The following is a 17,029-nucleotide window of genomic DNA, read 5'->3' as shown; positions in this document are numbered from 1 at the left end:
CGTCAGCCTCAGCAGCGGCGACAGCGGGACGCTGGGTGAGGACGCCTCGATGTTCAGCCCCGAACTCAACCTCCTCTCGACCGACCTCGGCGGAGGAGGCGGCGGCAACGGAGGGAACGGAAACGGCGGCGGCAACGGCGGTGGCAACGGCGGCGGAAACGGCGGTGGCAACGGAGGCGGCAACGGCGGTGGCAACGGAGGCGGAAACGGCGGTGGAAACGGGGGCGGTAACTGATGGCGCTCCAGGAGGACGGCAACGTCCTCGTCTTCGCCTACGACTACCACCCGGGACAGAGCTTCGAGGTCGTCGCCCAACTCGAACAGGCCACGACGGTCAACTGCCTTCAGGACGACGACGAGACGGTCTCGGAGATCTCCCAACCCGACGACTACTCGGGCTACGTCATCCGCTACGACATCGGCGACGGCTCCGGAATCACCGCGTTCCTGTTCTCCCGGGACGAAAACCTGAGCGCCGACGATACCGGGAGCCTCGGCGAGGACGCCTCGATGTTCAGCCCCACGCTCAACCTCCTCTCGACCACCCTCGACTGACCGACACCACTTCTCATCCGGATTCTATTTCCGAAGCGAAACGTAATCATGCGACCCGGAGCAGGGAGTAAAGCGGCACGACCGCGAACCAGACGAGATAGGAAAGCGTGAGAGCCATCAGCCGGTCGATCCGGCGTGGCTCCGGCCGCCTGTAGAGTCCGCGAACGGCCCACGCGATCGCGAGCCCGTGGGGTATCGAGAGGGCGACGAGGGGACCGTAGCCCGGAACCCCTCGGAGGATCCAGATGACGCCGGCTCCCGCCGCCGCCAGGGCGGTCCCCGCAGCGACCGCCGCCGCGCCGTCGATGCCGAACCGAACGGCGATCGTCTGCTTTCCGGCGGCGCGGTCGGCATCCCGATCGGGGACGCCCGCGAGCGTGATCGAAGGGAGGACCGACAGCAGGAAGGGGAGCCCGAGCAGCCACGGCAGCGGATCGCTCGAGACTCCGCCCGCGAGCAGGAATCCCACGAGCAGGACGCCGATGCTGTGGGTGACGGCGACGTCGAGTTCGCCGAGCGTCCGGTAGGAAAGCGAGAGCGGCGGCAGGGTGTAGCCGAGCGCGAGCACCGCCAGGACGGCCATCGCCGTGGCCGTCGCGAGCGTCGAGCCGGCCCCGACGGCCAACGCCTCGACTCCGGCGACGGCGGCGAGCGACCCCGTGAGGAGCGCGCCCCGCCGAACCTCCCCGAATCCGAGGTCGCCCTCGACCAGCACCCGGGAACCGCCGGTGAACGGGCCCGCGTACGCGTTCTCGCTGTCGGTTTCGTAGTCCGCGTACTCGTTGGCGAGCACCGTCGTCGCCTCGAGGAAGAAGACGAACGCGAGCCCGAGCCAGATCGCGAGCGCGGAGAACGCGTCCGTGCCGGCGGCGGCGAGCGCGCCGAGGCCGTAGGCGAGCAGCGACATGGGGTAGAACTGCAGGCGAAGCGCCGAGAGCCACGATTTCAGGCGGCGGCGGGCTCTGACCGAACGGGGTTCGGGCCCTGATTCGAGGCTTTCGCCCAGCCGGGTCGCCTCCGCGAGCCACTCTTGGCGATCGCTGGGATCGGACTCCCGGACCGGCCCGAGGTTCGTCACCCGCGTCGTCCGAACCCCGACGAATCCCAGGGTAGCGCGTTTCATCGCGTCGTTGCCGGGCTGGCGGTAGATGAAGCGGTAGACCCACGGCGGCATGTCCATCGTCGAGATCAGTTCGGCGGTCCGACCCGAAAGCAGGGAGTCGTGACCCGGACCCTCCCCTTCGAAGGAGAAGGCGAAACCGGGCGTCAGCACCCGATCGAGAAACCCCTTGAGCCGCGCCGGCATCGTCCCCCACCAGTTCGGGTAGACGAACGCGAGGTGGTCGGCCCACCGGAGCCGGCGCTGGGCGTCGATCAGGTCGGGCTCCATCTCCTGGTTTTCGGGGGAGTCAGCGCGGACGTCGGGGTCGAACTCAAGGTCGGCGACGACGAGTTCCCGGACCTCGGCTCCGGCCTCGCGGGCGCCCTCGCAGTAGGCCTCGGCGAGCGCGCTCCCGAAGCTGTCGGTCCGGGGGTGACCGAGCACGACGAGGACGTTCAGCTCCTCGCCGGCCGGAGGGTCCGACGGGCGGTCGGGACGGTCGGTCACCGTCCCCGGGCGGCCGAAATCGCCTCGCGGCCGAGCGCGACGACGTCATCGTCTACGTCGCTCGCGCGGAGGTCCTCGCGGGTGTACCACCGCCAGCCCTCGACGCCGACCTCGCCGTCCGCAGGGTCGATCTCGCGAGAGGGGACCGTCGCGTAGTAGATATGGTCGACGTGCTGGTGGGCGACCCGGCCGTCGTGGACGTCGATGTCGTAGAGCATCTGGCGGCGGGGTCGCGGGAGCGGGCGACCCGTTTCGGCCTCGATCCGTCGATCCTCGGTCGGGATGATCGTCGCCTCGAGGCCGGTTTCCTCGCGGCACTCCCGGATCGCCGTCTCGTGGGGGAGTTCGTCCCGGTCGACGTGGCCCCCCGGCGGGATCCGGATACCAAGTCGGCGGTGGTCGTGGAGGGCGGTCGCGCCGTCGGCGACGACGTAGACGGTCGCGGTGAAGTGACGCGTCGTCTCCATACCCCGTGGATGATCGACGGCGAAATAGGTCTCCCGCTTGCCCGACGAGCGAACCGCTGCCGGGGAAGAATCAAACCCCCTCGCTGCGATTGCCTCTCCATGGCAGACGACAGCGACCCAGACGAGCACCGATTCGCGACCGACAGCATCCACGCCGGCGCCGACCCCGACCCGACGACCGGCGCGCGGGCGCCCCCGATCCACCAGACGACCTCCTACGTCTTCGAGGACACCGAGCACGCCGCCGCCCTCTTCGGGCTGGAGGAGGCCGGCAACATCTACTCGCGGATCATGAACCCGACGAACGCGATGTTGGAGGAGCGCGTCGCCACCCTGGAAGGCGGCGCGGGCGCCATCGCGACCGCCTCGGGGATGGCCGCGCTGGATCTCGCAACCTTCGTCCTCGCCGACGTCGGCGACAACGTCGTATCGGCGTCCTCGCTCTACGGCGGGACCTACACCTACCTCACCCACACCGTCGAGAAACGCGGCGTCGAGACGACGTTCGTCGATACGCTCGACTACGACGCCTACGAGGAGGCGATCGATTCGGACACGGCGTTCGTCCACTGCGAGACGATCGGCAACCCCGCGCTCGTCACCCCCGACATCGAGCGGTTGGCCGACATCGCACACGAGAACGACGTTCCCCTCTTCGTGGACAACACGTTCGCGACACCGTATCTCTGCCGGCCGCTCGAACACGGCGCGGACCTCGTCTGGCACTCGACGACGAAGTGGATCCACGGCGCCGGCTCGACGATCGGCGGGATGCTCGTCGACGGCGGCTCGTTCCCGTGGGCCGAGGGCGACTACCCCGAGATCACGGAGCCGAACCCCGCCTACCACGGGATCGACTTCCACGAGACCTTCGGCGACGCGGCCTTCCTGGCCGTCGCGCGGACCCGGGGCCTCCGGGACCTGGGCAACCAGCAGTCGCCCTTTGACGCCTGGGTCACCCTCCAGAAACTCGAGAGCCTTCCCCTCCGGATGGAAAAACACTGCGAGAACGCGATGGCCGTCGCGGAGTACCTCGAAGAGCACCCCGCAATCTCGTGGGTCAACTATCCCGGCCTCGAGAGCCACGAGACCCACGACGCGGCCGCGGAGTACCTCGACGGGGGGTACGGCGGAATGATTACCTTCGGGCTCGAGGGCGGCTACGACGCGGCCGAAACCGTCTGCAACGAGGTCTCCCTGGCGAGCCTGCTGGCGAACGTCGGCGACGCGAAGACCCTGATCATCCACCCCGCGAGCACGACTCATCAACAGCTCTCGGAGGAAGAAAAACTCGCGAGCGGCACGACCGACGACATGGTCCGGCTCTCGGTCGGCATTGAGGACGTCGCGGACGTCATCGCCGACCTCGATCGGGCGATCGAAGCGGCGAGCTAAAGCGGGGGAACGGAGCTTCGAGCTACCGAATCACCCGGAAGCCATCTCCCGACAGGAGTCGGCACAGTCGGGGAGGACCTCCGCACACGCCTGGCAGTGGTCGTGGTCGTGCTCCGCACACTCCTCGGCGCACTCCTCGCAGAGGTCGGCACAGACCGCCGCGAGGTCGCCACTGTACGCGGAGTTTCTCGACATCAGCCGGGCGTGCAGCGAGGCGACGTCGGCGACGTCCCGACAGAGGCGAATGCAGCGAGCCATCCCTTCGCCCTCGTCGGCGCAGGCGTCGGCACACCACTCGCAGACCTGGGCGGCCTCCAGGCAGTTTCGAAGACAGTCCTGGCTCCGCTCGTCGAGGTGGTCGATCCGCTCTAGGTCGATCTCCATTGCACCAGTCACGACGAGCGCGTCACACCTCAAACCTCCGCGTGCTCTCGCAAGCGGGGCTCAGACGATTCGGTTTTCCGGCTCCTCGCCCGCGAGAAACGCCTCGAGATTGGTCGCGAAGAGGTCGCCGACCCGGTCGAAGTAGTGGGGCGTCGAGCCTGCCATGTGGGGAGTCACGAGCACGTTCGGGAGGTCCCACAGCGGCGACTCCTGGGAAAGTGGCTCCTCGTCGAAGACGTCGAGTGCGGCGCCGCCGATCCGTCCCTGCTGGAGGGCCGAGACCAGCGCCTCCTCCTCTATCACCTCCCCGCGAGCGATGTTGACGACCACTGCATCGGAGGACAGGCTCTCGAATGCTTCCCGGTCGATCATCCCGCGGGTCTCGTCGGTAAGCGGGCAGGCGACGACAAGGTAGTCGGCCTGCCGGTAGACCTCGGCGACCTCCTCGGGCGGGTAGACCTCGTCCGTGGCCTCGGGGGCGTCGGAGGGATCCCGCTTGGTACCGACCACTCTCGACCCCACCGCCGAGGCGAGTTCGGCGACCCGGCCGCCGATCGCGCCCAGTCCAACCACGCCGACGGTCTTGTGCCCCAACTCGCCGCCTTCGTGGGCGAGCCAGATACCGTCCCGCTGGCGGTCTCTCGCCTCGAGCAGGCCCCGCTCGAAGGCGAGCATCGCGCCCAGAACCTGCTCGCCGATCGGCTGGGCGTGGACCCCCGAGGCGGTCGTCAGCGTGATTCCGCGCGCCTCCAAGGCGTCCACGTCGTAGTGGTCGTAGCCGGCACTGGTCGCCTGGACCCATTCTAGGTTCTCGGCCCGCTCGAGCCACTCCCCGGGAAGCCGCGGCGTCAGCGCGATCGTCGCCGCCTCGAAACCCTCGCGAGTCTCCGCAGGAGTTTCGGCGATCTCGACTGCGAGGCGGTCCCCCGCAGCGTCCTCGAGGGTGGCTTTCGCGTCGGGCGAATAGGGGTGTGGGATCAGGAGCCGGTGGCCGGTCATGGCGGGAGTCGGCGACGGACGGTGTTCGGGCTTTCCGTCCCGGCCCGGGTTGCCGGAGCCAGAGGGGTGGCGATCACTCCCGAAGATCGGCGAGGTCGGGGTGGGAGTCGGAACCGGTTCCGACCGGCTCGCCCGCCCGCAGGCGGTCGCGGACCCGCTGCCAGCCGGCGTGGCGCGCGAGGACGTAGACCGGGATGCGATCGACGCCGAGTAGCTTCGCGATCGAGAGCCGGTGGAGTCCCCGGTGGCGCCAGAGCAAGGCGCCGTCGCGGCCGACGTTGATCCCCACCTCGTTGAGCATGGGGTGGCTTCGCTCGTTGTTCCCCTCCCCGATCCCGTCGATCCCGTCCCGGGTGGCCAGTGTGGCCTGGCTCCGATACCCCTCGCGGGCGATCCGCTCGTAGAGCGCGTCGATCGCCGTCAGCCGGCGGTCGCGTTCGGTCGCGGTGCGACACCGCCGGCGCCAGAGCCCCGACTCCGATCCCGACAGAAGCGCCCCGTACAACACCGTGTCCTCCCAGTCGGCGCCCTCCTCGAAGCGTTTCTCGAGCGAGCGGTGGACGTCGGTCGCGGCGAACGGTTCCCGGTGGCGATCCCAGTCGCCGCCGGCGACCCGGCCGAAGATTCGTGGCGTCTCCTCGCGGTTGACGTGGTGGGTGATCGCCGCGGGATCGACCCACAGCAAGCGGTAGGGGTCGGCGTCGGTGTAGCGGGCCGGCCACACCGCTCGCTGGAGGCGGTGGATCGCCCGCAGCGCGGGCTCCTGGAGGTGCCACTCGAGCCGGGGGACCGCCCCGATCTTGAGGAGGTGTTCGGCGGCAACCGCACGCTCCGTGGCTCCGTCGGCGACTCGCTCGAGCACCCGCGAGGGGGGTGGCGACATGAACGTGGGTTCGCGGGATGTCCGGGCGTCGACTTAGCGGTTGTGTTCGGACGCCTGCGATCGCTCCGACTCCGCCGGGTGCGCGCGGCCCGACGGCCAGTCCGGACCCGCTCGGACCGCAACCCCTAGCGACGACGGCGAGGAGTCGCGAGCCTCGAGGCGGAGACGGCGCAGGCGAGGACCGTCGTCTTTCACCGGCGGCTACGGGGACGGAGGATTCGGCGTGGAGTCCCTACGACGGCCGAGACGACCGGTTCGGTTACCAACGGAGTTCGCAACACCCATATGATGGCTGATCGAACGATCGGCGAGGAATGCCGTCCGAGGGGATCGTCTACGTCGCGACCGGCAGGGAGTACATCGAGGAGGCCTGCCAGTCGGCCCGCAGCGTCGCCGCGGCCGGCGGCGACCTCCACACGACGGTCCTCTCGGACGAACCCTTTTCGGCCCCTCACGTCGACGACGTGCGGCCCCTCGAGGACCCCGCCTACGGCGTCGACGACTCGATCGTCGGCCCCGAGCTCTCGCCGTACGACCGGACCCTCTTTCTGGACACCGACACCCACGTCCGTGAGGACGTCTCGGGAGTCTTCGACCTGCTCGAGCGCTTCGACATCGCGGCGGCCCACAACCCGGGGAGCCGAACCGCCCGAAAGGGCTACTCGCCCGCGGACGTCCCCGAGGCCTTTCCCCAGTACAACACGGGCGTGATCCTCTTTGCGGACCGTCCCGCCGTCGCCGACTGCTTTTCGGCCTGGGAGCGGATCTACCGCGCCAATCGCGCGGAGACGTTTCGCGGGCTGAACCAGCCCGCCTTCCGGGCTGCGCTCTACGACAGCGACCTCGACATCGCGACGCTTCCCCCCGAGTACAACCTCCGGATCAGATACCAGGGCTCGGCGGGCTTTCTCACCGACTCCCCGAAGATCGTCCACGGCCGCCACCCCGCCGGCCTGGCCCGCGTCGGCGACGCGATAGCGGCCGAGGAGGGGATGCGGGTCTACAGCCAGCGCGAGTGGCCGATCTCGGTGACGACCCGCCAGCCCTCGCTGGGCTACTACCTTCGGACGCTCCCGACCGAAGGGGGGCGCCCTCATACCTTCCGCGGACGCTTCCTCGAGTCGATCCGGAAACGGGGACTCCGCGACACCCTCGCTCGCGTCGGCCGGGACATCAAGGGCGCACTGACCTCGTAGCCCCGCCTCGAAACGAGTAAATCGATGGAGGCCCCTCCGGACCGACGGATTTCATCCCGACCTTCGATCGACGCGGACCTCAGGAGCGTCGGACGAGGTCGTCGTACCAGTCGTCGTTGGCACGGTACCACTCGATGAAGTTCTCGACGCCCTCCCGGATCGTCACGTCTGGCTCGTAGCCGATCAGCTCCCCGGCCTTCGAGACGTCGGCGTGGGTGTGTTCGGCGTCGCCCTCGCGGGCGTCGGTGAACTCGATCTCGAGGGTCGGGTCGATCGCGTCCCGGACGACCTCGGCGAGGGTGAGGATGTCGATAGTGTCGGTCGACCCGATGTTCATCACCTCGCCGTCGGCACTATCGTCTTCCATCAGGGCGCGGTTCGCATCGACGATGTCCTCGACGTAGGTGAAATCGCGCGTCTGGGTGCCGTCGCCGTAGATGACGGGTGGTTCGCCGTGGATACACCGGGAGACGAAGTTCGAGATGGCCATGTTCGGGCGCATCCGGGGACCGTAGACCGTGAAGTATCGAAGCGAGACCGACGGCACGTCATACAATTCGTGGTAGACCCGCGCGTAGTGTTCGGCAGAGAGCTTCGACACCCCGTAAGGGCTGACCGGCGTCGTGGGGTGGTCCTCGTCGTAGGGGAGGTAGTCGGGCTTGCCGTAGACCGACGAGGAGGAGGCGTAGACGAACCGCTCGAGGTCCGTGTCGCGGGCGGCATCCAGGAGGTTGAGCGTGCCGTCGACGTTGTATTCGTGGACCTTCAGGGGCTCCTCGACGCTGGCCCGGACGCCGGCCTGGGCGGCCTGGTGGTAGACGGCGTCCGCGTCGGCGACGAGCTCGGCGACGAGTTCCTCGTCGGTGACGTCGCCCTCGACGAAGGCGTACTCGCCCGTGGCGGCCTCGCGGGCGGCCTCGACGTTGTGGCGTTTGATGTCGACGTCGTAGAACGGTTCCAGGTTGTCGAGGACGGTGACGTCGTGGCCCTCGCGGGCGAACGCCTCGGCGAGATGGCCGCCGATGAAGCCGGCGCCGCCCGTGACCAGACAGTGCATGGAGACGGGAGCCCCGCGGCCGATGAAAAAGCCGTCGGAACGCGGTCAGGTCGGCGATCCCGACGATCCGATCGCCTCCCGGACCGTAGCGAGCGAGGGGACGGCGTACCGCCGGGGCGCGACCCGATAGGCGAGCACCCCACAGACCGCAAAGAGATAGCGGTTCTCGTTCAGATCGCCGGTCACCATTGTGTTCGCGAGCATGTACGCGAACAGCGCGAGGAGCACGAGGTGGACCGGCCGGCCGTGGTCGGCCCACTCGCGGATGGCGACCCCGACTCCGACGGCGAACAGCGAAAGGAGCAGCGCCAGCCCGACCAGCCCGAGTTCGAAGGCGACCTCGAGGAGGATGTTGTGGGGGTAGTCCTGGGCGTCGCCGTAGCCGAGGACGACCGGCCAGGAGCCGAGGCCGTGTCCGAACGGAAGCGTCGCGGGCCCGAGCCCCGCGATGGTCTGCTGCCAGTAGGTGAACCGTGCGCCGAGCGACTGACCGGGGCCCTCGAGCAGCCAGAGTAGTCGGGTGATCGTCTCGAGGTGTCTGGCGACCGTGAACGCGACGTAGCCGGCGAGCCCGACCGCCGCGGCGTAGGCCCCGAGGGCCCACCGGCCGTTCGGGAGCCGGCCGATCAGGAGCCCGGCGACGACTAGGAGCCCGATCGCGCCGACAGCCGCGACCAGGGGGCCCCGGGAGCCGATCACGAGCAACGCGTAGGTCGCCGGCGGGAGAACGATCCCCGCGGCGGTCGTCAGGCGCCGATCCGCCCGCGAGAGGACGAGGTAGCCGGTAAGGATCACGATCCCGAGTCCGAGTACGCGGCCCGTGATCAGGTAGTTCGTTCCGAACGGATAGATGGCCGTATCCCCGGACTGGAGGTATCGCACGAACGTCTCGACGACGGCGACGAGGGAGAAGCCGACCGTCGCAAACCCTGTGTAGCGGAGCCGGCGGGCCGAGGAGGCGACGACGAGGGCCCCGAGCCCGAGCGTGAGCCCGGTGACCCCGACCAGGCGAAACGCCTTCGAGAGGTAGTAGTCGGTGCTCGGAGACCAGATCCCGGAGACGACGGCGTAGAGCGCGAACGCCGTAAAGAGGCCGGTGATAACGATCCCGGCCCGGGTGACCCGGAGCCGGCCCCGCAGGGCCAGCCAGCCGGCGACGGCGGCGGCCGCGAGCCCGAAGGCGAGCGTCAGGTCGAGGGGGGCCCAGGCGACGTACCACGCGTCCTTGTAGACGCCCGCGAAGACGAAGGCGACGTAGCAGACGGCGAAGGCCGCGTCGGCACGTCGAGAGGAGTCCATCGCTGTCGGTGTCGACGATGCCATCGGATAAAAACGTCGTGAAACCCGAACGGTCGGTCCGGCGGTCAGTCGGCGTCCTCGACGCTACAGACGAAGTACCGGCTCCGGTTGTCAGCGACGTAGCCGTAGACCCGCTCGCCAACGGCCCGAACCGGCAGGAACGCCATCGCAAGGGCGACCGGCGCGAAGACGCGGAACTGGCGGATCAGCTGTCGGAACGCCTCGTAGCCGCCGTAGGGCTCGCCCTCGCGAAACAGATACATCCGCTCTTCGTAGTCGACGCCCTCCATCTCGCCGTACTCCTCGGGGGCGTTGGACTGGGTATAAAAGTTGACCGAGCGGTTGACGTCGAGCAGTTTGAACGGATACAACGAACGGGCACAGAAGTAACACCGCTCGTCGTAGACCAGGTCGACCCCCTCGGTCGAGTCGCGGGCGATCGCCGCGTAGAGGCGGTCCCAGGCGAGAAAGAGGAGGAGGAAGACGACGTTTCCGAGGAAGTAGAGCCCGAGCATGGCGATGATCGCGAGGTGGAGCCCGATCAACCCCGCCGCGACCGCCGTAATATCCCGTTTCAGAAGGACCGCGGGGAGCAATGCGACCTCGAGGACGATCGTCCCCCAGACGCCGGCGAACAGCAATTCGGGATACTGGACGACGAACTCGCCGGCCGGGTGGGAGACGCCGCCGATCTCCCGGTAGTAGAGGACGTACCGCCCGAGGTTCTCGGCGGTGATCCACTCGAGCCCCGAGACGAGGACCTTCCCCCAGGCGGCGCCGACGTAGATGATCGAGACGATGACGAGCGAGACCGCGAGCCCGGTCATCCGGTACTCCCGGTGGTCGTCGCCCTTGAGGAAGGCGTTGAGTTCGTGGATCGACCGGGTGCGGGTCTCCCGGAGGCCGTCGACCGAGAGCCGGTCGGGTTCGGGGAACAAGGAGAGCACGAGCAGGAAGTACGAGGCGATAAAGAGCGTCTCGACCTGGCCGGAGTAGTAGATCATCGAGCGCATCAGCGCCATCTGTGCGAGCACGAGTGCGCTCGCGAGCCCGACCCACTTCGTCCGGTAGCCCGCGATGAAGACCAAGAGCAGTCCCGCGAGCAGCCACTGCTGGTAGGGAAGGAGGATCCAGAGCAGTTCGTGATCGAAGGCGGTGTAGGCGTCGGCGATGACGAACGGCCACTCCGCGAGAGCCGCCCACTCCAGGGAGAGCACCTTCCAGAGCAGAAAGGCCCCGAGCAGGACCCGAGCGACCGCCCGGTTGATCGGGCTCGCTCGAGCGGGGTCGGCGACGTAGTTGACGAACGCGCCGCGGACGCTCCCGATCATGCCGCGGGCCCCTCGATGCGTTCCTCGTCGGGATCGATCTCGAGGAGTTTGCGTTCGCTGCGGTTCTCGATCGACCCCGCATCGTCGTCATAGCGGACCGTCCGCTCGTAGATCACGAGCCGGTCGAACTCTCCTACGTCCTCGAGTTCGGTGGCCGACCAGCCCTCGACGTGCATGTGACGCGGGTAGCGTACCCGCTCGGAAAACGACGGGCCGGACTCGACGTCCGTGCGGTGCTCTATGGCCTGCTCGAGGAGGAACGCGGCGATCTCGAGGCGTTTCTCGTCGTCGTACTCCTCGACGGTTGCAAGCGCCAGCGAGGCGTGGCGGGTGCCGATGACGGGCGCGGAAGCACGCTGGTCGTACTCGATCTCGGTCCCGCTCTCGTCGGCGATCCGGAACTCGTGGTAGGTCGACTCCTCGTCGACGGTGTCGGCGAACTTGTGCATCGTGACCGCGGGGAACATCGCGACGCCCGTGGCGCTCGCGACGACCAGGACGGCGACGAAGCCGACGACGTACCCCCGCCGGACGAGGGTGTGCTCCGAGAAGTAGAAGGCGACGACCGTGACCGCGACGAACGCGAGAAAGGCCAGCGGTCGCAAAAGCGCCATCGGTGAACCGCTCCCCAGAAAGCCATACACCATTGCCGTGACGTATCAAACGGCACCATATACCGGTTCCGATGACCGATCACGAAAACGGGAGCTCACGACGGTACAGCCGGTTGCCGAGGTCCTTCAGCCGTCGGCTCGCGGCGAACGCGGAGCCCCCGAGCCGGGCGGCGAGATAGAAGTAGTGGTAGCGGGGGTTCGTCGGGTGAAGCGAGAGTGCGGTCCGGAGCTCCCGACGCGTCGCGTCGATCTCGCCGCGGTCGGCGTAGAGAAAGGCGATCAGAAAGCGCTGGTGGGCCCGGCGCCGATCGGAGATGGCGTCGCCGTGTTTCTCGACGATCCGCTCGTAGCCCCGGATCTGGCGGGAGACGTCGTGGCTGATCCGGTCGCCGTCGGTGTGGTGGTCGACGAGGACCTCGCCGATCCCCCGGAGCCGGGAGCCCTCGCTCACCCGGACGTAGAGGTCGTAGTCCTGGGCCGAGGGGAGGTCCTCGTCGAAGCCGCCGACGGCCTCGAGGACCGACCGGCGAAACGTCGTCGCCGACAGCGAGCCGATCGGGTTGCCGTCGAGGATCGCCGCCCGGTCGATGACCCCCTCGGGGACACGCTGGATCGAGCCGACCGCACCCCCGCGGATCCGTGCATAGGAGGTACAGACGCCGTCACAGGTCGCGGGCGCCCTCGAGAGGACGCCCGCCGCCACCTCGAGGTGGCGCGGGCGGAAGGCGTCGTCGGAGTCCAGAAAGGAGACGAACTCGCCGCGGGCGGCCTCGATGCCGGCGTTCCGGGCGGCGTTGGCGCCACGATTCTCCTCGAAGCGCAGATACCTGATCCGGTCGTCGTCGTAGTCCGCGACGACCTCGGGGGTGGCGTCGGTCGAGCCGTCGTCGACGACCAAGAGCTCGAAGTCGTCGTAAGTGCCCGAGAGGACGCTGTCGATGGCCCGCGGGAGCGTCCGACACCGGTTGTGGGTCGGGACGACGACCGAGACGGTGGGACCCTCCATTCGAACGCCCGTTGGGCGAAGGCGACGAAAAACCTGACGACAAGGGTTTTGTGGGATCGGGCGACAGGAGCCGGTATGGTCGGAGGCGGCGCCGGGAGCCGGCAGGGCCGGCGAACGAACGGGAAGCGAGGCGAGAGCCGACAAGCGCGCGCTCGGGACGGGCCGACCGAGCCGGGAGACGACTGGGAGCTCTCGACCCCGGTCGTCCTCCCCATCTACGACCGTCCCGAAACCACCGCCCGGGTCGTAAAGGCGATCGCCGCGGTCGAGCCCCCCACATTCTACATCGTCGCCGACGGGCCCGTCGGCGACGACGCGGCGGCCGAACGCTGTGGGGCCGCCCGCCGGGCCGTCGAGGAGGGAATCGACTGGGAACCCGAGGTTCACCGCCGATATCGCGACCACAATCACGGCGTCGCGAGCGTCGCCGAGGGACTGGACTGGGTCTTCGAACGGGAACCCGAGGCGATAATCGTCGAGGACGACTGCGTTCCCACCCGCGAGTTCTTTCGCTTCTGTGAGACGATGCTCGAGCGCTACCGGGGGGACGAGCGGGTGATGTCGATCAACGGCACCAACCGACTCGGGACCTGGACGGAAGGCGGCGGCGACTACCACTTCGTGACCTACCAGGGCGTCTGGGGGTGGGCGACCTGGCGGAAGGCCTGGGACCGGTACGACCCCGAGATGGGCGGCTGGCCCGATCCGCGGATCCGGCGGCGGATCCGGGAGGCGATCGGCGACGACGAACGGTTTGCCTACCAGCGCGATCGCTTCGAGAAGCGCTACCGGGGGGAGTCCGTCGCCTGGAGCAAGCCCTGGCAGTACGCGATGCTCGTCACCGGCGGGCTCGCGGCCGTCCCCGCCCGCAACCTCGTCTCGAACGTCGGCTTCGGGGAGCGAGCGATCCACACAACCGACCCCGACTCGCCGCTTGCCGACCTCCCCCGGTACGACCTCGAGTTCCCTCTCGAGGACCCCCCAGTGGTCGAACCCGATCGGGCCTACGAACGGGCATGTTTCGAGCGCTTCAAGAAGACCGGGCGGCTCGAGGCGGCTCGTGAGCATCTCGAACGCCGCGGGAAGCACGCGGCGGTCCGGTACCTGCCCGACCCCGTCGTCGAGCGGGTGAAGCGGCTGCGCTAACCCTCGAGGAGCCGGACGTTCCGACGGGCGCGCTCGGAAAGATCGCCGGCCCGCCCCTGGAGACGCTCTTCGAGTCCTTCGCGATCGACGTACTCCGAGAGGAGGGCCACGATCCGGTCGGTCGCGCCCTCGAGGGCGAGCGCGTCGAACGTCGGGCCGTCGAGGCCGACCTGCTCGATCAGCGCCGCGGTCTTGTAGGTATTGGCGGTGAGGGTCACCACCGGGGTTCCGCCGGTCAGCGCGTAGATACTCGGGTGCCAGCGGCCGCCGACGTATCCCGCGGCCTCCCCGAGTACGTCGATGGCCTGTCGAACCGGGGTCGCGGGGCCGACCAGCGGCAGGCCGAGCTCGTCGGCGACCGGCCGGAGGATCTCGGCGTCGGAGCCACAGCAGGCGGTGAGCACGACCGGAGCGACCTCGCGCTCGATGCGCCGACAGAGGTCGGCGAAGGCGGGTGCCGGGTCGTAGGCGGGTCTGTCGGGTCGGTTGTAGATCGAGCTTCCGCCGACGCAGACGTAGGGCTCGCCGGGGTCGAACTCGCCCGCGGAGTCGGGGTAGGCATCGAAGTAGCCCTCGCGGGAGACGACCCGCTCCCAGGCCTCCCGGTCGGCGACGGGCTCGTACGTGAAGGCGGCGTCAGCGCCGCGGGAGCGATCGGCCTCGTCGGGAAGGAACTCGGCACAAGCGTCCGCCGAGAACGGCTCCCGGAAGACGACGTCGGTCAGCCGGGGGTAGACGTTCGCGGCGATCTCGCGGACGACCGGGTCGTGGACGTCGGCGGTGTGGTTGACGAGCGCGCAGTCGGTGTCGAACTCGCGGGCGAGGTAGGCGACGAACAGGGTCATCCGGCCCTTGCGCTGGCGGTCGTAGATGCTCCCCTCGCCGTTGATGAGGACGAGGTCGCTTTCCTCGATCCCGCGGCGGACGTCGGGGAGGAGTTCGCCACGGCGGACCGCCCGCGCGGCCGCTGGGTACTCCTCGTAGGTCACGGGGATCTCGTCCCACCGGCCGACGATCGACTCGTAGTGTTCGTACGCGCCCCGGCGGTTCCCGCCGTGGACGAACGCGAGCGCGCGCAACGTCTTTCCCTCAAGGTCGGCCTTCCGGGACACGAAGCGGGCCAGGCGCGCCGGGAAGGAGCCGGTGCCGGCGACGGCCTCCCCGAGCGTCTGCCGGTCGTCCATCCGCTCCAAGTGAAGGGTATCGGTGATCTCGCCGCCCGCCTCGGCGACCATCCCGCGCAGGGCTCTCGTGGTTCCCCGACAGCCCCAGTTCTCGCTGGTCGTCGTGTCGTTGACGAAGTAGACCGTCCTGCTCACGCCCGCCCACCCAGCTCCCCGGCGGTGGCCTCGAACCCGATCGCTTCGGCGATCGCCTCCAGCAGCGTCAGGTCCTCGGGCGTGTCCACCTCGAAGCTTAGGAGTTCGGGCATCTCGTGGATCCCGACCCGCCCGCCGAGTCGGGCGCTCTCCTCTTGGAGGACCGCCGGCTCGAAGGCGTAGATCGAGCCGTTCTCGCGGTAGCGGTCGGCCATCTCCTGGCGCATCGGCCGGTCGGCGGGGTCGTAGTTGACCGGGCGGGCGCTTTCTCCCTCCTGCTCCCAGAAAAAGGAGTGGTCGGCACAGGCCGAAAGCGCCGAGTCGTACTCCCCCTCGACGAGGTCGACCGTCGCATCGATGTCGGCGGGCCGGCGAAGCGGCGAGGTACACTGGAGGAGCACGGCGACCTCAGGCTCGACTCCGTCGTTTTCGAGGACCTCGAGGGCGTGGGCCAGCGCCGCCTCCGTCGGCGAGCGATCGCCCGCGATCGATTCCGGCCTGTCGATGACGCCGGCGCCGGCCTCGCGGCTGGCGTCGGCGATCTCGTCGTCGTCGGTCGAGACGTAGGTACTCTCGATCGCGTCGGCGGCGTCGGCCTGTGCGATCGTGTGGGCGATCAGCGGGCTCCCCAGGAAGGGCGTGACGTTCTTCCCGGGGATCCCCTTGCTTCCACCGCGTGCAGGGACGAGAGCGACGGCCATGGCGGGAGCCTGCGCCCCGACCGACAAGTAGCCACCGATGCGGCTTACCGGTCGATATAAGAGGATCCGGCGGTCCGTACCGACCGTGACCCTCCTTCGTGACGACCGCGGACGCCGCCCCCGGACGCCGATCGGCGGTGACCGCCCGTGAGCCGACCGCCCGTCTCGGTGATCGTCCCCGTCTACAACGACCCCGAGGGGCTCTCGGCGACCCTCGAGGCGCTCGCCGGACAGACCTACCCCGATTACGAGGTCGTCGTCGCCGACAACGGCTCGACCGACGCCACCCTCGAAGTCGCCCGGGCGTTTCACGAAACCGATCCCAGCCTGTTCACCCTCGTCTCCGAGACCGAGATTCAGGGCTCCTACGCCGCCCGAAACACGGGAATCAGGGCCGCACGGACGGATGCCGAGGTGTTCGCCTTCCTCGACGCCGACAGCACCGTCGAAGCGGACTGGCTCGAGCGCGCGGTCGCGGTGATGGACGAACGCGAGGCGGCGTACGTGGGCTGTCGGGTCGAGATCCCCCGGGAGGAGGGCGAGGGGCTCGTCGCGCGCTACGACCGTCTGACCGGCTTTCCCGTCGCCCGCTACGTCCGCGAGGAGGGGTACGCGCCGACGAACTGCCTGCTGGTCACTCGCGAGACGCTCGCCGACGTCGGCGGCTTCGACCAGCGGCTGGTGTCGGGCGGCGACCTCGAGTTCGGCCGCCGGGTCCGCCGGTCGGGTCGGGACCTCCACTACGCGCCCGACCCCGTCGTCACCCATCCGCCCCGGTCGTCGCTCCGGTCGATGCTCGGCAAGTACGTCCGAATCGGCCGCGGGATCGAGCAGAACCGCCGGCTCCACCCCGAACTCGGCCACGGCCGCGGGCTCGCGAACCCGCGCCAGTACCTCCCGCCGAAACCCTCGACCACAAAGAGGGAACTCGCCGAGGTCTGGGAGGAGCTGTCGATCCAGGAGAAGCTCTCGTTTTACGGACTCCGGTACGCACTCGACCTCGCGAAGCGAACGGGCCAGCTCCGCGAGCGGCTCTCCCCGACGCCGGAGTCGCGCGGGTAGTCGGCT

General features: G+C 69.0%; 17 protein-coding genes and 1 pseudogene. 6 read left to right on the top strand and 12 right to left on the bottom strand.

Annotated elements, in window-relative coordinates:
- Both DVH23_RS04995 and DVH23_RS04990 read left to right on the top strand, forming a co-directional pair.
- A pseudogene (locus DVH23_RS04995) lies at positions 1-235 on the top strand (calcium-binding protein); the annotation flags it as partial.
- Complete coding sequence (locus tag DVH23_RS04990) at positions 235-555, top strand: hypothetical protein (RefSeq protein ID WP_114576310.1); 321 nt, start codon at positions 235-237, stop codon at positions 553-555. The pseudogene DVH23_RS04995 and the gene DVH23_RS04990, both read left to right, overlap by 1 nt.
- Positions 556-601: 46 nt before the next feature.
- Here DVH23_RS04990 and DVH23_RS04985 read toward each other — a convergent pair whose 3' ends face one another.
- Positions 602-2,116 carry an NAD(P)H-dependent oxidoreductase gene (locus tag DVH23_RS04985; RefSeq protein WP_114576343.1) on the bottom strand — a complete coding sequence of 505 codons (1,515 nt, stop codon included), beginning with the start codon at positions 2,114-2,116 and terminating at the stop codon, positions 602-604.
- Positions 2,117-2,160: 44 nt separating this feature from the next.
- The gene (locus tag DVH23_RS04980; RefSeq protein WP_114576309.1) at positions 2,161-2,631 is read right to left on the bottom strand and encodes an NUDIX hydrolase; all 471 of its coding nucleotides are present in this window, start codon (positions 2,629-2,631) and stop codon (positions 2,161-2,163) included.
- 99 nt (positions 2,632-2,730) lie between these two features.
- On the opposite strand from DVH23_RS04980, the gene DVH23_RS04975 reads away from it, so the two are divergent.
- Entirely contained in the window at positions 2,731-4,026 is a 1,296-nt protein-coding gene (locus DVH23_RS04975) for an O-acetylhomoserine aminocarboxypropyltransferase/cysteine synthase family protein (protein WP_114576308.1), read from the top strand.
- A gap of 30 nt (positions 4,027-4,056) precedes the next feature.
- Here the strand turns inward: DVH23_RS04975 and DVH23_RS04970 are convergent, their stop codons facing one another.
- The 3 genes from DVH23_RS04970 to DVH23_RS04960 form a co-directional block, all read right to left on the bottom strand.
- On the bottom strand, positions 4,057-4,410 hold the full coding sequence (locus DVH23_RS04970; protein WP_263623737.1) for a four-helix bundle copper-binding protein: 354 nt from the start codon (positions 4,408-4,410) through the stop codon (positions 4,057-4,059).
- A 60-nt stretch (positions 4,411-4,470) separates the two neighbouring features.
- Positions 4,471-5,409, bottom strand: a complete 939-nt coding sequence (locus DVH23_RS04965; protein WP_114576307.1) for a D-2-hydroxyacid dehydrogenase — start codon at positions 5,407-5,409, stop codon at positions 4,471-4,473.
- A gap of 73 nt (positions 5,410-5,482) precedes the next feature.
- On the bottom strand, positions 5,483-6,292 hold the full coding sequence (locus DVH23_RS04960) for a hypothetical protein (RefSeq protein WP_157972334.1): 810 nt from the start codon (positions 6,290-6,292) through the stop codon (positions 5,483-5,485).
- Positions 6,293-6,606: 314 nt separating this feature from the next.
- Between DVH23_RS04960 and DVH23_RS04955 the strand changes: the two genes are divergently transcribed.
- Positions 6,607-7,488 (top strand): hypothetical protein, encoded by an 882-nt coding sequence (locus DVH23_RS04955; RefSeq protein WP_114576305.1) that lies wholly within the window; start codon positions 6,607-6,609, stop codon positions 7,486-7,488.
- Positions 7,489-7,567: 79 nt separating this feature from the next.
- On the opposite strand, the gene DVH23_RS04950 is transcribed toward DVH23_RS04955, so the two are convergent.
- The 5 genes from DVH23_RS04950 to DVH23_RS04930 all read right to left on the bottom strand — a co-directional run bounded on the left by DVH23_RS04950 (position 7,568) and on the right by DVH23_RS04930 (position 12,795).
- Positions 7,568-8,545, bottom strand: a complete 978-nt coding sequence (locus tag DVH23_RS04950) for an SDR family oxidoreductase (protein ID WP_114576304.1) — start codon at positions 8,543-8,545, stop codon at positions 7,568-7,570.
- Between the two features lie 45 nt (positions 8,546-8,590).
- Positions 8,591-9,844: an O-antigen ligase gene (locus tag DVH23_RS04945; protein WP_114576303.1), complete on the bottom strand. Its 1,254-nt coding sequence runs from the start codon at positions 9,842-9,844 to the stop codon at positions 8,591-8,593.
- 65 nt (positions 9,845-9,909) lie between these two features.
- On the bottom strand, positions 9,910-11,175 hold the full coding sequence (locus DVH23_RS04940; RefSeq protein WP_114576302.1) for a DCC1-like thiol-disulfide oxidoreductase family protein: 1,266 nt from the start codon (positions 11,173-11,175) through the stop codon (positions 9,910-9,912).
- The gene (locus DVH23_RS04935) at positions 11,172-11,789 is read right to left on the bottom strand and encodes a hypothetical protein (protein ID WP_114576301.1); all 618 of its coding nucleotides are present in this window, start codon (positions 11,787-11,789) and stop codon (positions 11,172-11,174) included. Before DVH23_RS04935 ends, DVH23_RS04940 begins: the two co-directional genes overlap by 4 nt.
- Positions 11,790-11,868: 79 nt before the next feature.
- Complete coding sequence (locus tag DVH23_RS04930; protein ID WP_114576300.1) at positions 11,869-12,795, bottom strand: glycosyltransferase family 2 protein; 927 nt, start codon at positions 12,793-12,795, stop codon at positions 11,869-11,871.
- A 75-nt stretch (positions 12,796-12,870) separates the two neighbouring features.
- Between DVH23_RS04930 and DVH23_RS04925 the strand changes: the two genes are divergently transcribed.
- Positions 12,871-13,941 (top strand): hypothetical protein, encoded by a 1,071-nt coding sequence (locus DVH23_RS04925; RefSeq protein WP_198667841.1) that lies wholly within the window; start codon positions 12,871-12,873, stop codon positions 13,939-13,941.
- Here the strand turns inward: DVH23_RS04925 and DVH23_RS04920 are convergent.
- Both DVH23_RS04920 and DVH23_RS04915 read right to left on the bottom strand, forming a co-directional pair.
- Entirely contained in the window at positions 13,938-15,260 is a 1,323-nt protein-coding gene (locus DVH23_RS04920; RefSeq protein ID WP_114576299.1) for a polysaccharide pyruvyl transferase family protein, read from the bottom strand. The genes DVH23_RS04925 and DVH23_RS04920 overlap by 4 nt on opposite strands.
- Entirely contained in the window at positions 15,257-15,961 is a 705-nt protein-coding gene (locus DVH23_RS04915) for a cytidylyltransferase domain-containing protein (RefSeq protein ID WP_114576298.1), read from the bottom strand. The genes DVH23_RS04920 and DVH23_RS04915 overlap by 4 nt, the downstream gene beginning before the upstream one ends.
- Positions 15,962-16,108: 147 nt before the next feature.
- Here DVH23_RS04915 and DVH23_RS04910 point away from each other — a divergent pair, with 147 nt between their 5' ends.
- Positions 16,109-17,023 (top strand): glycosyltransferase family 2 protein, encoded by a 915-nt coding sequence (locus tag DVH23_RS04910; protein WP_114576297.1) that lies wholly within the window; start codon positions 16,109-16,111, stop codon positions 17,021-17,023.
- The last annotated feature ends 6 nt before the right edge of the window (positions 17,024-17,029 follow it).

It is taken from the genome of Saliphagus sp. LR7 (genome assembly GCF_003344565.1).
Classification (GTDB): Archaea; Halobacteriota; Halobacteria; order Halobacteriales; family Natrialbaceae; genus Saliphagus; species Saliphagus infecundisoli.
Note: the sequence above shows the minus strand (reverse complement) of the source record. Positions and strands in the feature narration are given on the sequence as shown.

Bases quoted from the DNA above. Each gene is read 5' to 3' on its own strand.
- DVH23_RS04950 (WP_114576304.1), bottom strand. From the start codon at position 8,545: ATGCACTGTCTGGTCACGGGCGGCGCCGGCTTCATCGGCGGCCATCTC.
- DVH23_RS04915 (WP_114576298.1), bottom strand. From the start codon at position 15,961: ATGGCCGTCGCTCTCGTCCCTGCACGCGGTGGAAGCAAGGGGATCCCC.
- DVH23_RS04935 (WP_114576301.1), bottom strand. From the start codon at position 11,789: ATGGCGCTTTTGCGACCGCTGGCCTTTCTCGCGTTCGTCGCGGTCACG.
- DVH23_RS04930 (WP_114576300.1), bottom strand. From the start codon at position 12,795: ATGGAGGGTCCCACCGTCTCGGTCGTCGTCCCGACCCACAACCGGTGT.
- DVH23_RS04925 (WP_198667841.1), top strand. From the start codon at position 12,871: ATGGTCGGAGGCGGCGCCGGGAGCCGGCAGGGCCGGCGAACGAACGGG.
- DVH23_RS04965 (WP_114576307.1), bottom strand. From the start codon at position 5,409: ATGACCGGCCACCGGCTCCTGATCCCACACCCCTATTCGCCCGACGCG.
- DVH23_RS04980 (WP_114576309.1), bottom strand. From the start codon at position 2,631: ATGGAGACGACGCGTCACTTCACCGCGACCGTCTACGTCGTCGCCGAC.
- DVH23_RS04945 (WP_114576303.1), bottom strand. From the start codon at position 9,844: ATGGACTCCTCTCGACGTGCCGACGCGGCCTTCGCCGTCTGCTACGTC.
- DVH23_RS04955 (WP_114576305.1), top strand. From the start codon at position 6,607: ATGCCGTCCGAGGGGATCGTCTACGTCGCGACCGGCAGGGAGTACATC.
- DVH23_RS04940 (WP_114576302.1), bottom strand. From the start codon at position 11,175: ATGATCGGGAGCGTCCGCGGCGCGTTCGTCAACTACGTCGCCGACCCC.
- DVH23_RS04970 (WP_263623737.1), bottom strand. From the start codon at position 4,410: ATGGAGATCGACCTAGAGCGGATCGACCACCTCGACGAGCGGAGCCAG.
- DVH23_RS04960 (WP_157972334.1), bottom strand. From the start codon at position 6,292: ATGTCGCCACCCCCCTCGCGGGTGCTCGAGCGAGTCGCCGACGGAGCC.
- DVH23_RS04990 (WP_114576310.1), top strand. From the start codon at position 235: ATGGCGCTCCAGGAGGACGGCAACGTCCTCGTCTTCGCCTACGACTAC.
- DVH23_RS04975 (WP_114576308.1), top strand. From the start codon at position 2,731: ATGGCAGACGACAGCGACCCAGACGAGCACCGATTCGCGACCGACAGC.